14 protein-coding genes are annotated in these 16,800 nt (G+C 34.7%); 3 read left to right on the top strand and 11 right to left on the bottom strand.

Going from position 1 to position 16,800, the window contains the following annotated elements; translation table 11 throughout:
* Positions 1-101 precede the first annotated feature (101 nt).
* Positions 102-2,645 (top strand): hypothetical protein, encoded by a 2,544-nt coding sequence (locus HHU12_RS02640; protein WP_169654737.1) that lies wholly within the window; start codon positions 102-104, stop codon positions 2,643-2,645.
* Positions 2,646-2,755: 110 nt separating this feature from the next.
* Here HHU12_RS02640 and HHU12_RS02635 read toward each other — a convergent pair whose 3' ends face one another.
* The 6 genes from HHU12_RS02635 to HHU12_RS02610 form a co-directional block, all read right to left on the bottom strand.
* Positions 2,756-3,973: a hypothetical protein gene (locus HHU12_RS02635; RefSeq protein ID WP_169654735.1), complete on the bottom strand. Its 1,218-nt coding sequence runs from the start codon at positions 3,971-3,973 to the stop codon at positions 2,756-2,758.
* Positions 3,974-4,186: 213 nt separating this feature from the next.
* Complete coding sequence (locus HHU12_RS02630; protein WP_169654733.1) at positions 4,187-4,840, bottom strand: hypothetical protein; 654 nt, start codon at positions 4,838-4,840, stop codon at positions 4,187-4,189.
* A 173-nt stretch (positions 4,841-5,013) separates the two neighbouring features.
* On the bottom strand, positions 5,014-5,421 hold the full coding sequence (locus HHU12_RS02625; protein ID WP_169654731.1) for a hypothetical protein: 408 nt from the start codon (positions 5,419-5,421) through the stop codon (positions 5,014-5,016).
* Positions 5,422-5,593: 172 nt separating this feature from the next.
* On the bottom strand, positions 5,594-8,551 hold the full coding sequence (gene secDF, locus HHU12_RS02620; protein WP_169654729.1) for a protein translocase subunit SecDF: 2,958 nt from the start codon (positions 8,549-8,551) through the stop codon (positions 5,594-5,596).
* A gap of 142 nt (positions 8,552-8,693) precedes the next feature.
* Entirely contained in the window at positions 8,694-9,026 is a 333-nt protein-coding gene (locus tag HHU12_RS02615; protein WP_062615193.1) for a hypothetical protein, read from the bottom strand.
* 170 nt (positions 9,027-9,196) lie between these two features.
* A complete protein-coding gene (locus HHU12_RS02610) occupies positions 9,197-10,627 on the bottom strand; it encodes a caspase family protein (protein ID WP_169654727.1) in 1,431 nt (476 codons plus the stop codon).
* 217 nt (positions 10,628-10,844) lie between these two features.
* On the opposite strand from HHU12_RS02610, the gene HHU12_RS02605 reads away from it, so the two are divergent.
* Positions 10,845-11,582: an SGNH/GDSL hydrolase family protein gene (locus HHU12_RS02605; protein WP_169654725.1), complete on the top strand. Its 738-nt coding sequence runs from the start codon at positions 10,845-10,847 to the stop codon at positions 11,580-11,582.
* Here HHU12_RS02605 and HHU12_RS02600 read toward each other — a convergent pair whose 3' ends face one another.
* The 4 genes from HHU12_RS02600 to HHU12_RS35570 are packed head-to-tail and all read right to left on the bottom strand — an operon-like array spanning position 11,583 to position 14,334.
* On the bottom strand, positions 11,583-12,704 hold the full coding sequence (locus HHU12_RS02600; protein ID WP_169654723.1) for a glycosyltransferase: 1,122 nt from the start codon (positions 12,702-12,704) through the stop codon (positions 11,583-11,585). It lies immediately after the preceding gene.
* A 5-nt stretch (positions 12,705-12,709) separates the two neighbouring features.
* On the bottom strand, positions 12,710-13,516 hold the full coding sequence (locus tag HHU12_RS02595; RefSeq protein ID WP_169654721.1) for a DPBB and LysM peptidoglycan-binding domain-containing protein: 807 nt from the start codon (positions 13,514-13,516) through the stop codon (positions 12,710-12,712).
* 25 nt (positions 13,517-13,541) lie between these two features.
* Complete coding sequence (locus HHU12_RS02590; protein ID WP_169654719.1) at positions 13,542-14,222, bottom strand: DUF4905 domain-containing protein; 681 nt, start codon at positions 14,220-14,222, stop codon at positions 13,542-13,544.
* Positions 14,212-14,334 carry a hypothetical protein gene (locus tag HHU12_RS35570; protein WP_262889369.1) on the bottom strand — a complete coding sequence of 41 codons (123 nt, stop codon included), beginning with the start codon at positions 14,332-14,334 and terminating at the stop codon, positions 14,212-14,214. Before HHU12_RS35570 ends, HHU12_RS02590 begins: the two co-directional genes overlap by 11 nt.
* Positions 14,335-14,613: 279 nt before the next feature.
* Between HHU12_RS35570 and dcm the strand changes: the two genes are divergently transcribed.
* Complete coding sequence (dcm, locus tag HHU12_RS02585; RefSeq protein WP_169654717.1) at positions 14,614-15,582, top strand: DNA (cytosine-5-)-methyltransferase; 969 nt, start codon at positions 14,614-14,616, stop codon at positions 15,580-15,582.
* A gap of 62 nt (positions 15,583-15,644) precedes the next feature.
* Here dcm and HHU12_RS02580 read toward each other — a convergent pair whose 3' ends face one another.
* Entirely contained in the window at positions 15,645-16,394 is a 750-nt protein-coding gene (locus tag HHU12_RS02580) for a hypothetical protein (RefSeq protein WP_169654715.1), read from the bottom strand.
* Positions 16,395-16,800 lie beyond the last annotated feature (406 nt).

Genomic DNA, 16,800 nt, shown 5'->3' with positions numbered 1-16,800 from the left:
TATGTTTAAGAAATCGCAGGTATTAAAAATGAGAAACATCTGAGAGCTATATTTTATTCAATCCAACAACAGATCCACTTCATCAACTAGAACCGACTAATATGAATAAACTTTTTATCTATTTCATACTTACATTTTCGTTCATTTTCTCCAAAGTGTACGGACAAGGAGGACTCCTTTTTACAAGTTCTTCTATTGAAAAAGAACACCCTACTTCATTAATTTTACCAAAAGAAGCGATTATTGAGGTAAAGCAAAATTTTGAATTGGGTTTTGAATTAAGTCTTGAAAAAGGGAATGAAATAGGTCGTATTTTAAGAGTCGCAACAAATGATGAACATACCATTGATGTGATTTACAACCCTAGCATCAATGGCAAAAACAACAGTTTGCTCATCGCTCTAGATAAAAAAAATCATATACTAAGTATACCTCTTACAAAGTATTCAAAGTACATCGACTGGACCAACTTTAGACTTTCTGTTAATCAAAAAACACATCAAGTTACTGTATTTTTAAATGAAGAAGAGTTTACAGCTGATTATCCTGAACTCCCAGAAATTGAAGCAATACGTTTAGAGTTTGGAGCTTCAAATCATCAAGGTTTTGAAATAACAGATATTCCTACTTTTTCCATACAGTCAATCAGATTTTCAACAGCTAATAAAGAATATGAATGGCCTTTAAATGAATATCAAGGCAGTATAGCTCATGAAATCCAACACGGATATGACGGAAAAGTCATTTACCCTAGTTGGATTTTAAAAGATCATCATCAATGGAAAAAGGTAGCAGAACTCGACTGTGGTTTTCATCCTGCTATTATGTTTGATTCATTGAAACAGGAAATAGTAACAGCCGATCAGAAATTTTTACATCGCTACAATGTGCGTTCTAGCCAAACCATTACTACTCGTGTCCCTCTAAGGGCTGTAGACAATGGTATTTTTGAAGGTCTTCACCTACCTAATGAAAAAAGGTTTCTACTTTTCGACATCAGAGGTAATACCGTTTCTTCATTGGCCCATGGTGATACGCTGGCTACAAGAAAAATCTACAACAACAAGGTCATCAATTATTGGTATCCTAATATTTTTTATAACGAACACTCCCGTCAATTTAAAGAAATTAATGGCTATGGACGTTTTAAGTATAAAACCGATTACAGAAAATACAACCGTTATTGGGCACGATGGGAAGCGTGTGAGATAAAAGGTGACAGTATCGCCCCTCGTTATAGAATGGGGCAGTATAAAGTCAACTCGAGAGAATATCTACTTTACGGAGGTGTTGGAAATGAAAATGGGTATCAGGTACTAGGTACTCAGTTTTTCCATGAGCTATATAAAATTGATACCAAAACAGACTCTATTCATAAACTTTGGAGTTTTGAACCACCTATCAAAAACATGAGTAATGCGGGGAATATTTTCCTTGATGATCAAGCTGAACATTTTTACAGCATATTATTGTTAAATCGCAACTATAATACAACGATACAGCTTGCTAAAATCAATATCTCAAATGGAGAAGTAGAAGCGATTAGTGACACTTTAGTTGTAAAATATAGAGATACAGAATCACAAATAAAGTTATTCCAAAACTCGAAAAACAAGTCCTTCTACCTGTGTCATCTCAATGGCAACTACGATCAAAATGAATCAAAATTAACTATTTATGAATTAAAAGGTCCTCCAATAAGTGCCTCAGAAATGATTCAATTGAGTAAATCGAAGAAGTATACCCCTTCTAACTTTCAATACAGCTATATTATTTTAATTGTGGGACTCGTAATTTTCTTTTTTGTAATCAGCCATAATTTAAAGAATACCTCAACGGATCAAAACCTGAAAGAGAAACAACCTATTGAAGAAAAGCAGCAACATGAAAAGGAAATTCCGGTCAGCCATACAACAGTCAACCAAAAGAATTCATTTTTTATTTTTGGCAAATTAGAACTTACCGATAGAGAAGGGAATCAAATCACAGATCAGATTACTGAAAAGCTACGCCAATTATTTTTAATAGTACTTTTCTATCCCTACACACACAAACGTCCTGTCAGTACGGCTGAACTAACTCAACTTTTATGGCCTGATACACCAAAACCAAAATCAAAAAACAATAGATCTGTCACTGTTAGAAGATTACGCATCATTTTAGAACAATGTGATGGAATTCAACTTGTCTATAATAATAAAGGATGGTCCTTTCAGTACGATTCTACATTTTATAATGAATTTGAAAACTTCATAACGCAGAAATCACAGTTAGAAAACACCAATTTCCAAGATGTTGATAGTTTCATTTCCTTCTTCCAAATTGTAGAAAAAGGAAATTTACTTCGTCCTATGGCTTTTGAATATTTAGATGACACGATCTCAAATATCAAAACAGACTTGATTAATATTCTACTGAAATTTGCTCGAACTAATCATCAAATCCCATGGGTTGAACAGATCTCTGATTGTGTTTTCCAATATGATAAATTGGATGAGGAAGCATTAATACTGAAAATAAATACTCTACTTTTAATGGATAAAAAAATTCAGGCACATCAAGAGTATTCAAAGTTTTCTAAAAACCATCTGAGCTTTTTTGGGGAAGAATATCATAAGGCTTTTGAAGATTTGATTAATGCATAAAAAAGTCACTCCAACTTTTACTAATAAAGAAGAGTGACTTTAAAATATTGAGTTTAAAAAACATCAAAAGCTTTGGGTGGAAATATCAAAAATATAATCTAGCCTTTTGTCTAATGAAAAAATTTCAAAGAATAAGGTACTAAATGAGGGAGCTCCTTTTCACTGATCACATATTCCCAATTATTTCCTTTATATAATAACTGTACCTCATCAATACTTAGAACTTTATTATCGTCTTTATCTTTGAAAATTATTTCTCTATATAAATCAGAATAACCAGAATCTACTACTCTAGACTTATCCATGTAATATTTAATAAATTCTACTTCACCATTAGAATTGTGATAAAATTCTTTTATTAAAGAGTAAATCTTTTCGTTTTCAATTTGTTTTACCTCAAAAAAGTGATGATAATTTCTCACCTCGTAAATAACGTTAGACTCTCCTTTACTGATGTTTGAATCATATTCTTCAATTTTAGAATTAAAGAAAATTGAGTCTTCAAAAATATCTTCAGGATAGTCTATAAAATAGGTTTTCCATTCCTTGAACTCATATCCCTCAAAATTAGAGAAGCTATCTTTGTAAACAGTTCGAACACACTCTTCCTTATTATCATCGCTGTAATAAGAATAATGCTTTATTTTATTACCCGAATATTCATATTCTGTGTATCTAGGAACTTCTCCTCCTCCTGAGATAATATCACCGCTAAAACGAAGGACTCTTCCTTTTTCATCATAAAGAAAACCAGCTGTATCAGGTTCAAAGTTATAATAATCGAAGTCAGTAGAAATATAAAAAAACTTAGTTTCGTAAAAGTACCCGCTTACTCCCTTATAAGATTTTCCATTTTCAAGAAGGTAATCAATCGTTAAATTGTTACCATAACTATCATGTGTCTGCAATTGATTAATCTTAGCCTCATCATTGTAAAAATATTTGATTTTCAAGGTTGTGGGCTTATAATTTCTATAATAAACAGGATGCTCATAAGCTTTAACTTCTACATCAGAACTTTCTATCACCCCATTCTCTTTTATATTATGAGTAAATGAAACTACAGAATCAGCAAACCCTCCAAATAATGGATAGGAAATATAGCTTTTTGTAATATTCCCATTGACTATTTCATGATCATACCGTATTTGCCATTCATCTTTTTGATTGAAAAGCTTTTCTAATGACAATTTAAAATGAAGCATACTGAATCGGGCATCTTCATTTATTGTAATGTAATTAGAATTTACAGGATCAATTATATCGTTTTCACAGCCTAAACACAATAGTGCAAGAAAAATTAGACAATAGTTTTTTACTTTTATCATTACTTTGAAGTTTGATTATTTAGGAAAAGTCAGATTTTAAAAAATTCTATCATTTACCATCAAAAATATTAACCGAAATACTTTATCATTGATAGGTAGAGTGATAAAAATGGCTAACGTTTTTACTATACGTCCAAATTAATCCTTAAAAAAGCAAAAAAAAGAGTGTAAGATACTACTTACACTCCATTAATATTTGTTATGATTTAGCTTCTAAAAACCAAATCCGCTTGTACTCATCTTAGTATAACCCGCTGTAGATAAGTTGTACTTCTTGTTGACAATTTTAGTCGCTTCAATATCTAATCTCTGATTTTTAGCTTCATCAATAAAGCTAAAACCTAGCAACATCTCACCTTCTTCAAGTTGTATTCCCACATCTTTAGTAACTACTTTCGTTAAGTTTTCTAGACCTTTAGCAGGCACTTCCAATTTACCGATGTAGATGTAAACCCTCTGTCCGTCTTTCTCCCCTTCGTACACACGGCACCTCTTCCCTAAAATCTGTTTTCTGATTTTATTGTTTTCAGTAGCTTTTACAGAATTGATACCATAAACATCTACTTGTGAAGGATCTACAGGTGATTCAATAGCGATTTTCTGACCAAACTGACGCATTAAAATCAGATATTTGTTCGTAGCAAAATCACATAGCATGTACTGTGTGCCTCCGTCTTCTTCCATGACTACTCTTGCACCCAAATAACCTTCAGTTCCAATTAACAATGATACTTTAGGATATTCTAACGCTTTTCCATTATGCAATTGACTAAAAACCACTTGATTATCAAATGGGTATGTTTGTGCAAAAGCTGAAATTGATAATGAGCTTAATAATAATATAAATGCGATTCTAATTAATTTCATTCCGGTAATAATTTGTGATATTAAATTCCTCGAAATAAGAGGTGTATATATACATCTCTATTTTTCAAAAATAAGCAATTCCATTAGAAAAATATCTTATTATTGATTTATAGGTATTTAAAGGACGTTAAATAAAAGGTAATTTAACCCGCAGCGTACTCAACTGCATGGGTTTATCTTCCCGTTTTTGGCTCAATGTAATGGAAAACCACCTTACTGCCATAAGCTGTATCGATCAATAAATCACCATCCTTTACTAGTTTAATATCAGGACGTTTTGGACTTAAATGATCCATCTTTATACCTGCAGAGTTTTCACCGTGTCCTTCTTCCAGCACTACATTAATGTTGTCTTCAGAAGTGGTATAAGTGCCTTCATATTCGTAATAACTGCCATCAGAATAATCAAGCACATATTGTACTTTACCATCAGGCTGAAATGAAAAAGCTACTGTACCGTAGGCTCTTTTGTTGATATAAATTTCTCCGTCATCTCCTCTTTCTGAAGCTATCCCGCTGAAAGAAAGAAAAGCGAAGAATGTTGTTATGATCAGGTTTGATATTTTCTTTAGATTATTCATAGTTATCGGCAACGTTTGTTCATTTTTTACAAACGTTCAATAACTGTCTGCTGATAATCCTCAGAAAGATTCATTTAGAGACTATAACCTTATTTAAATAATGCTCACGGCTTTTAACGAAAAAAGCCCCCTGATTTCTCAGGAGGCTTCCAAAATTTATATCTTAAAAGAACTATGCTTTTACAGCTTCAGTATCTTTTTTGATTTCTTTTTTCGAAGTATCAAATACTACTGGAGCAGCGATAAATACTGAAGAGTATGTACCGACCATGATACCAATGAATAATGAGAATGAGAATCCTCTTAATGCCTCACCACCGAAGATTAATAATACTAAGATTACTAATAATGTAGTGAATGAAGTGATAATCGTACGGTTTAATGTACCGTTGATCGCAGAGTTCATTACATCAATTGTTTTAGAACCTGATGTTGCATTAGAAGTTTCTTCACGGACACGGTCAAATACTACCACGGTATCGTTAATTGAGTAACCAATTACTGTTAATACCGCCGCAATAAATACTTGGTCTAATTCGAAACCTGCACCTAAAAGGTTAGCGATACCGAACGCACCAAATACAACTAATGTATCGTGGAATAAGGCAACAACTGCACCTGCACCGAAGTTCCACTTACCGAAACGTAATAAGATGTATAAGAAGATACCTGCTAAAGAGAATAATACTGCCTCTTCTGCACCTTCTGTGATATCATCTGCAATCGTAGCACCTACTTTTGAAGTTGAAGGAATAATGAATGTTCCTGCGTCTACTTTTTGCTTATCAGAGTATTTCAAGCCAGTGAATGACTCAATACCTTTTACGATAGCAGCTTGTACTTTTGTATCAGCTTCAGAAGACTCATCACTTACCAAGTAAGCAGTTGTGATTTTTAAAGTATTGTCGTTTCCGTAAGTTTTTACTTCAACTGACTTACCTTCTACTTCTTTTACTAATGAACCTTGTAATTTTGAAGGAACAACAGCTTCTTCGAAGTTTACAATATATGTACGACCACCTGTGAAGTCTACACCTAAGTTAAGACCATTTACAGCGATAGAACCGATACCTAATGTGATAATGATTGCTGAGAAAATGTAAGCGATTTTACGTTTACCCATGAAATCGTAGTTCGACTGACCCGCTAATTTCTTCGATAAACCAGTTTCGAAGTTTAAGCTTACGCTCTCACCGTGCTTCTTAGTGAAGTAAGAAACGATCAAACGAGAAATGAATACTGCTGAGAAGAATGAGCAAACGATACCGATCATTAATGTTACCGCGAAACCTTTGATTGGTCCCATACCAAATGTGTAAAGGAAAGCACCAGTCAATAATGTTGTTAAGTTGGCATCAAAGATAGTCCAGAATGCACGGTCGAAACCGTTGTTGATTGCTTCTAAAATACCTCTACCTGCTCTTTGCTCTTCACGGATACGTTCGAAGATTAGTACGTTGGCGTCAATCGACATACCGATTGTCAATACGATACCTGCAATACCTGGTAATGTTAATGCAGCACCAAGCTCTGCTAAGATACCGAAGATAAAGAAGATGTTTGCACCCAATGCAACGTTAGCAATCACACCACCTTTAGCGTAGTAAGCAATCATAAATACGATTACTAAACCTAAACCGATAAGGATAGAAGTCATACCTTCTGATTGAGCAACTTTACCTAATGAAGGACCAACAACAACTTCCTCGATGATACGAGTAGGAGCTGGTAATTTACCTGCTTTTAATACGTTTGCTAAATCTTTTGCTTCGTTGATGTCAAAAGAACCAGTGATTTCAGAACGACCACCATCGATTTCTGAGTTTACAGTTGGAGCAGTATATACTTCGTTATCTAAAGAGATAGCGATACGACGACCTAAGTTTTGGCCTGTCATTTTCTTCCATTTCTTAGCACCTTCTACGTTCATTGACATAGAAACTGCAGGCTGTGCTCTTTGGTCGAAAGACTGGATAGCGTCTGTAATTACGTCACCTGAGATTTTAGCCTCACGGTCTTTCTTTACTACGAATAACTCGAAGTAGCTAACACCTTCTTGCGTTGCCACTGGCTTGTGACCCCATAAGAATTTCATATCTGAAGGAACTACTGAAGTAACGTTCTCATCACGTAACATTTTGTTTACGTCAGAAGTATCGTTTTCAGAGTACACTAAACCACCTTGCATTTTTGATAAAAGTGGAGAGATTACAGTTTCATCAACTTGAGTTGAATCAGCAGCTGTACTTGTTGAGTCACCTTCGAATAAAGAGTTGTCTGAAGCAACAGCTTTTTCTTCTTTTTGTGCAGGAACGTCACCTGCTAATTTCTTACGAGCTTCTTCTTGTTTCACCCACTCTTGGTTCATTTGGAAAATGAATGGCTGAGCTTCTTGGTTAGTCCAAACTTCTAAGAACTCTAACTTTGCAACACCTTGTAATAAGTTACGTACACGCTCAGGGTTATCTACACCTGGTAATTCGATTGAAATACGGTTAGTACCTTGTAAACGTTGGATGTTTGGTTGAGTAACACCAAACTTGTCAATACGAGTACGGATAATTTCGAATGCTCTATCTACAGCACCGTCTACTTCGCCTTCAACTAAATCAACAACTTGCTTGTTTGGAGAGTTGAAAGAAATACGGCTACGGTTTGCTGAAGAAGCGAAATATGTAGCGAAAGGAACGTTTGGAGCAGCTTCTTCTAATGCATCAAAGAAGTTAGAAGTGAAAGACTCTCTGTTTTCTTTTTGTGCTTTTGCCGCTTGTGCTAAAGCAGTTTCAAATGCAGCATCAACGTTAGCACCTGCCATCGCTTTGATTACCTCTACTGGAGATACTTCAAGCGTAACGTGCATACCACCTTGTAAGTCAAGACCTAATGCTAATTCTTTGTTTTTTACTTCTTCATAAGTGTATGAAGTGAAACCTAAATCGTACACTGGAGTTTTCCAAAGTGAATCGATATAAGCTTGTTTTTTGAAATAGTCAACGTGACCATCTGAATCCATTGCATAATCATCCGCATCGCTTTGAATAGAGCGAGATACGAAAGAGAATGACAAGTCAAATAAACTGAATAGGGTTACAATAACCGCTATAAACAGGATAAAACCTCTGTTTCTCATAGTTGTAATTATAGTACTATATGATAGCTGAAATGATTAATTTAATATATATACACACGGCTTTGATATTTTGTGTATAGGGCTATACACGCCATAAAAGCGTTAAAACGGTGTCAATACGTAATAGGGGGATAAGAAATAACTAGGGGGCATTGGGCGCTGCATAATAGGTATAAATGCAGGCTACAGCTGTTGAAAGGAATGTATCAACAACTTCTTTTGTAGGTTTAATTTTAGCAACAGGCTTTAGAATTAACCTGAAGTTTTCTAATTGAGGCAATGTCTTTACAAATACATTACACCAATTTACTGTTTCAGTACTCTGCGGGATTGCAGTAGACTGATCTTTTAAGACATTGTAAGTAGGCTTCTGTTGTCCTTCTTCTTGATCAACGTCTTTCTCTACACTCACACTTACCTCATTTTTCTCCGACGTAACAGCATATACAGCTTCTGCACCTAGTGCTACAAGCATTAGTATCGCCATTAAGAATGGGAATAATTTAAATGATATGGTAGTGTTTCTTTGCATAGAAATTTGTTCTCAGTGGCAAAAATAGAAATCATTTGGAATAAATCACAGTTTAGACCACGTTTTTTTGAGTTTAAAAAGCGAGAGCGATCTAAGAATAGTGAAAACTACCCTTATTTTTCTATAATAAACTTGAGTTGTCCGTGAATTTCAGGAGTTTGCGTTCTGTCGTGAAGTGTTCTTGCTTGGTAAGAAATTTTTTCTTTCAAGTATTGAGATATTTCCTCTAGCGTGGTGTTTTTATCGTTATTGACGTCTGCTGCACCCTGAATCCCCTTTAAATAGTAATAAGTGAACAGCCCATGATATTGTTCAGGAAAACGTGATGCCGCTTGTTCGGATGTTGCTGCCGTTAGAATAATGGCTTGCTCATCATTGAGTACTTTATTTTCTGTTTTAATAAATACAGGAGAAATATTTTTCAAAAGCATCCCGTCATCTGTCGCCCCACTAAATGAAACATCTAATACAACCTGCAAGGAACGGTAAGGCACTAAACCGATATTTTCATAAAAAGTACTTAATGAATACCCATTAAACTGTATCAATGAAGGATCTGTATCTACCGGCACGAAATAACCCTTTTGCGATTCAGGATCGGGTACTCCGTGACCTGAATAATAGATAAATACATCTGATTTTTCAGGCTTCACATAATTAAAGAGTTTACCTTTAGGATTATTTTTCACACCAAACAGTGCATTAAAATCTGCTTGAGTAGCGTCTTCAACATAAATAATATTTCCCTCTCTGAAACCCATTTTCTTGATCAAATATTCTCTTATGATATTTGCATCATGCAAAGCATATTTTACTTCAGGCACTCCCTCTTTTCTATAATTCTGATTACCGATAACAACTGCAATTGCATCTTCATTTACTTTCGGTGATACAGGAATATTAATATCCACATCACTTTCCATCACTTCTTCTTCAACGACTACCTCCTCCACTGTAGCATCTTCTTTCACTTCCACTTTTTTCTCAACTACACCAGGAATTACAAAAGGATAAGGATCTTCAATGTATTTTTTTGCTCTATAGTTGGCGATTGCAGTCCTCATTAACCGATCAAAAACAATTACGAAAGCTTCTTTGACTTGTGCTTTTAAATCCTTGGTGAACTTTTCATTGGATCTTGATTTCTGTCTCACTAACAACTTCTCATTAGAAGCATCATAGACTTCAATTTCTAGTTCTACATAACTTCCTTTGTAACCATTCTTCTTCGTAACCTTACTAACGGTAAATAAATTCAGCTTATTTTGCTTGATCAATTGCTCCTTTACCCATTCATTTCCTTTAAAACATCCTCCATTGTTTCCAAAATCCTGCACCAGTCTTCTTGAATTCACAATTGAGTATTTTTTACGTTGATAAACTTCCTCCATTCCTTCAATCATCAACTTATTGTTGTATACTTTATAGGCATTGCAAATTGTGCCTCCTTTTGGAACTTTAGGAAGAATTACAATTTTCTCTGACTGAGCGAAAATGTTGAGATGAATAAAAATAAAACTTATCAGCAGTAAAATATTTTTCATTTGATGAGGCTATTAAGAAGTGTTTTTGATCAAAAAAATTATACTTTGGAAAGGGCATATTCAGCACGTTTATCCTGTGTCAGAGCATGTTTAAAACATCTCTTTTAGTAAAAATCTACCCTTTCAAAACATGCTCTTACAAACATAAGACATATTTATAACCCATTATGACAAACAAAAGTTAAAGCTAAGTGTTCTCTACTAAAAAAAGATTGCTATGAAAAACCTACTGTTCCTGCTTTTCAGTCTTATACTTTTCTCATGCGGGGAGAATGAAAATGATGCATTTGTACCTGTTCCTGTTTCCAACATCCCTGTAGATTCATCATCACTTCAAGTCCCTGAACGGCCATTGTACATGCTTGCTTTGGGTGATTCTTATACTATTGGGGCAAGCGTGAAAATGGAAGACCGATGGAATGAGCAGCTGAAAATACAACTTGAGCAACGCGGCTATCAGATGAATGAGATAAAATATGTTGCACGAACTGGCTGGACTACCAATAACTTAAAAACGGCCATGCGAAGTGCTGCTTTAAGAACAAAATACGATATGGTTAGTTTATTGATTGGTGTGAACAATCAGTATCAGCGTATCGATATAAATGTTTTTAGAAGGGAATATGAAGAATTATTAGACAGTGCAATTCTTTACGCAAGGGATGATCCTAAAAAAGTAATTGTTTTGAGTATTCCAGATTATGGATACACCTACAGTCAACCTTCTCCACAAATTACTGAAGAAATCAATCGATACAACAATATAAAAGAAGAGATTACAAGAAGAAAAGGAGTCGTTTTTCATGATATCACTTCCCTGACGAGACTTGTAAGAAGCAGGCCTGAATTAATTGCTTCAGATGGTTTACATCCTTCTGGTGAACTTTATAAATTGTGGGTCAACCTGATAAGTGATGATGTTTATGAACAGTTTCTTGCACCTCCAAGTAATTGATTAAGGCAGTTTTTCAACAAATTGCACCAAGTTTTCCGCAAATTTATCCCAAGACATTTCCACCTTTAACTCTTGTATATGTTTTTGGTAAACTGAAGGATCATTGGCAAAAAAGTTTTCCATTGTTTCATACAATAAATTCACTTCTGCTTCTGCCACAATCTCACCGGTTTCACCTGTTTTGATCAATTCTTTGAGACCACCAACATCAGTAGCGATTAAAGGAACTTCAAAGTGAAGGGAAACTGCCGTTACACCACTTTGAGTAGCAGAACGGTAAGGCAACACACATACATCTGATGCTGAAAAGTAAGTGGATACTTCTTGATCAGAAATGTATTGATTAAAGCAATGGATTCTTTCTTTATTCTTATTTTCAAGGATCAGTTTTTCATAGTTTTCGAAACTACCGTAAACCTCCCCTGCTATTACTAATTGATAGGATTCATCCATTAAACCAAAAGCTTCGATCAATAAATCCAAACCTTTATAGTCTCTTATAAAACCAAAGAAAAGAATCGTTTTCAGCTCTTCATCGATTTTCAGTACTTTCCTTGAAGCTTTTTTATCTGCAATTTCTCCAAAGTGATCATACAGCGGATGAGGGCGAAGTGCTGAAGGCTTCAAATTTTCATATTTCCGAAGATCACTTTCCACCGCTTCACTCATGGTAATAAAAGCATCATGCGGTTTCAAGAAATACTTTGTAAAGGGCTTATCAAAAAATCTCCCTTCATGAGGAATGACATTATGAAGAATACTTACCACTTTACATTCTTTTCCTACAATATGAGCCACTGTGCCACACGAAGGGCCGAAAAAAGACATCCAAAACTGCGTCACCAATACATCCGGTTGATAAGCTTTGATCTCTTTTGCAGTTTTCAAATAAGAAAAAGGGTTGATGGAGTCGAGTACTTCTTCAGAAGGAATAGCATCAGAATTATCATTTTCATCCACATACTGCGACTTTCCTGGAAATAAAAAATCAGGATACTGCCTGCTGAATGTGAATGCTTTTACCTCATGTCCCTGCTGTTCCAATGCTTTATACAAAGCTCCACCAAATTGCGCTATTCCTCCTCTGTAGGGATAAAAAGTGGATAAAAATGCTATCCTCATATGTACTATTGATTGTATTCTACTCTGATTCTGAATTCTTGATTGACAGCACCAATTTTCTTGGCTACCTCTTCAGAAATTTTAATGATCACCCCGTTTTCAATAGATTGATCAGGCAATGCCGCCACTACTCTCACTACTGCTTCTAAATCGTTGTTAGGGTTGATCACTTTTATATAAGAACCCACCGTTTCCTGACGGTGAAGTGCCATTAATTTACTTGTATTGTTGGGCAATTCCACTACCTGTCCGTTTCCTCTTTCCACTTTTTGCATCGGGATATCATAATCCTTTGCTTCCTCTTGTGTCAGATCAGCAAAAGATTTGGATTGCACCTCTTTTGTTTTCTGATCCATTTGCTTGACTTCACCCGTCACGCTTATCACAATCTGCTGTCCAGCTGACAATAATTGATCTGGCAAATAAGCATTCCAAACGGCCAAACTATCAACAGGAACCTGGTAAATATAAGCCACCCCTCTTAATGTTTCTCCTTCTTTTGCTGTGTAATATGCCGCTTCATTATAAGTTTTTGAAGCTGGCTGTTTCACTACCTCATTGGCAGGCTGATCCCATTGATTTTGTGCAGGCTGTTCTGCCCCTTTCTGAGGAATCACCAAAACCTGTCCAATCTTAATCATATTATTCTGAATGGCATTGGCTTGTACAATATCACCAACACTTACATTGTATTTCCTGGAAATTGAAAATAATGTTTCTTGATCTTCTACAGTATGATTGAGTGAAGTTTGTGCAAAACTGCGTTGTAAAGAGAAGCTCAAAAAGCAAAGAATTATGATTAGAAGTCTCATAAGTCAATAGTTTATTAAGAGTATTTTAATTGTTGAGGGCGGTAAGAGATAGTCCACACCATATTTCTTTCTCTTTAATATACAAAAGCATATTATCGACCATAAAAAAACTATCCATAATTTGACCACGGATATCAGTATCAATCACCTCTTGAAACAGGACCTCTCCCTTCCTGCTACAAATTAGCAGTTTTCTTTGAAGAACACTATTTTTCCTTTCAATGAATACAAAAATTATCTGATCTTCAGTTTCATAATAATGAATATCGCTTTCTGCCACATCATGATCCATTTGCTTTAAAAAAGTTCTCAATGTAGCATAATGCTCAGACTCTACAGGGTAAACTACAGGTAACTCAAATGCCTCTGCGCTCCTCAGCTGCGCCGGATCATCTTCATGATCTTCTACCAAAACAGCTTCTCTAATATTCAGTTTCTGAAGTTTCTTGACTTTTGGTATAGCGTCATTCTGATCAAATTCAGAAAAATATAAAAAGCCATTTTTTACACCTGCCATGGAAACCCACCAATTTTCATCCAATTGAAGTCCTTCCCAAAGCACCTCTCCGGTTTTCAGTTCCAAAGCGGCAAAACTCACTTCTTTTTGCTCTCCATCTCTCATCTCAAGTAATATCACACCAATCGTATGATCGTACATTACTCTCCAAATAATACCGTGTGCTTCAAATGTATATTTATTCTCCAAAGTGTTTTGATGTCTCTTTTGATAAAAAATAAGGACAAAGATCTGTATTATCCATCATTTTCAATAATGTTGGAGGAAGTTTCTTTCCCAAAATAGCAATAAGCAGTTGCATATTTAAAATGGGGATAAGTTGGATTATTATTTTTTAGCCTAATCAAGGCAGAATAGAAGAGCATAGCCAAAGCTACGTGATGATATTCTAACGCAGAGTAGGCTAAAAAAGAAAATTCAAAACTTCCGATTTTAAATTGTACAACTGCTTAAGTTTAGATTAATCTCAAAAAATTAAAATGAGAAAAAAGCATTTGACAACCCCACTTTCTGCTAGAATATTTTAAGATAAAAACTAAAATTCAACTAACTTTGAAGATCATTTTTTAAACAATTACTTATGGCATTAAAAGTTGGAAGTTTATACGCAGGTGTAGGTGGAATCTGTATGGGATTGAAAAATGCGGGTTTTGAGATTTCTTGGGCAAATGAATTTGATAAGAATGCTTGCATTACTTACAGAAACAATTTTGACCATACTCTAATTGAAGGGGATATCATGGAAATTGATATTCAAAATTTAGAGAAAATTGACTTGCTTGCGGGAGGTTTTCCTTGTCAACCTTTTTCTGTTGCCGGCTATAGAAAAGGATTTAGTGACAATAGGGGAAATCATTTCTTCAGAATGCTAGAATTTGTGGATGAAATGCGACCAAAAATCCTATTTTTCGAAAATGTCAAAAACTTAGTAGGTCATGATGATGGCAATACCTTTAAAGTCATAAAAGAAGAAATCGAAAAACGGGATTATTCTTTTCATTCTATGGTTTTAAACACAAAGGATTATGGAAATGTCCCTCATAATAGGGAACGTATTTTTATAATATGCTTTGATAAAAACTTTTACGCTGATGGTGAATATGAATGCTTCAGTTTCCCAGACAAAGAGCCATTGACCAAAACAGTGAGAGACATTGTAGAAGACAAAAAAGTAGATGAGAAATTTTACTACAGAGAGGATAAGTATATGTACAATATGCTTAAAGAAGCAATGATCAATAAAAACACTGTCTATCAATTCAGAAGAAAATATGTTAGGGAAAACAAGTCAAGTGTCTGTCCAACTCTCACTGCAAATATGGGCACTGGAGGACATAATGTACCTCTCGTCATCACTACTGAAGGTTTTAGAAAATTAACGCCAAGAGAATGTTTCCTTTTCCAAGGATTTCCTGATGATTTTAAATTGCCACCAATTGCTAACTCACATCTATACAAGCAAGCAGGTAATTCGGTGAGTGTGCCGGTGATCCAATCAATAGCAAAGAATATTATGAAGGTAGTTGACAGTAAAAAAGTTTTAGCCTAAAAACTAGGATGGCATTTTCCAATTTTGTCATCCTAATTCAGCTTTCTCCAAACTCTATTTTCTCAACGTACACTTACACTATCTAACGTTCTCAAATCTCCCGCCTGTATATAGTAATTCGAAGCATCCATTTTTGTATTTGATGTGTTTAAAAAAGAACCTTTATAAATGATATTTTTTCTCCTTATGCATTCTACCAAGTCTTGATGAGTGACAAACCCAGGGATATCTGAAAACCACTGTTTTGAACATATCAGGCTATATAAATCGCTTTTATTTAAATAACTTTTATACAGCCATTTTTTTGTTTTCAACAGCTTCTTGATGTCTTCTTTGATTCGAATAAAAAAGTGATAATCATACTTTTTATTATTAGGTAGATATACGCCTTCAGCAGACCAATCTTTTATTTCTAAAAGTAAAAGTTGACTGAAAAAACAGGCTGATTTAATACTTATTGACCTGTTCATGATTTCAAAATCAGCATCATCCCAAAACTCCTGCCCCATGACCGTTAAATCTGGCTTTGGACATTGTTTACCCCTTGAAATCAGTAATCGATAAAATGCAAATTCGGCAAGTTTTCCCTGAAATGTATTGGCAAAGATTTCTCCTGACTTCCTGACAACTGCTCCTCCAGATCTATAGTTGCGGTGGAATCCTTTCCCGAAGGCCATTTCATAAGAAAATTCAAAGCTTTCCATTACATCATCCTTGTTCATAAGTTGTGGAGAGAATACTACTTTTCTTGTAATAGAATAAGTATTGTAATCCTTTGTCATAGGATTGAAGTTAATTTTTTCGTCAAGCATAGTTAGTGATCAAAAGTTAGCTTTTCATTGAGCAGTAAATCAAAATAACTTCAGTTTTCATGTTATTTCATCCTGTCAGTTCTTCTATTTTTTTATGAGAAATGCATGAATCGTTTAGCATTTTATGGAATAGAAAGTGAGAGAAATAAGGTAAGAAATAGTAGAAGTTAGTCTTGATATAAACTGAGTAAAATCAATTTAGCTTTTTTTATTGTAATTCCAAAAACAAACACAAAACACTCATTTACAAGCACAAACAATTACAATTTAGAATTTCCTATAAAAAACCACTTCTCATCCTTATCTGCAGGTCAAGAAGTCAATAAAAACGCTTCTGTTATGTTCACTATAAATTTTGTAAATTGCTTATATTAATTAACCTCTAGCGTTACTGTAAAACTATTAG

Source organism: Flammeovirga aprica JL-4, from assembly GCF_012844305.1.
Taxonomy (GTDB): Bacteria; Bacteroidota; Bacteroidia; order Cytophagales; family Flammeovirgaceae; genus Flammeovirga; species Flammeovirga aprica.
The sequence above is the reverse complement of the archived record's forward strand: the minus strand, read 5'-3'. Positions and strand labels throughout refer to the sequence as shown.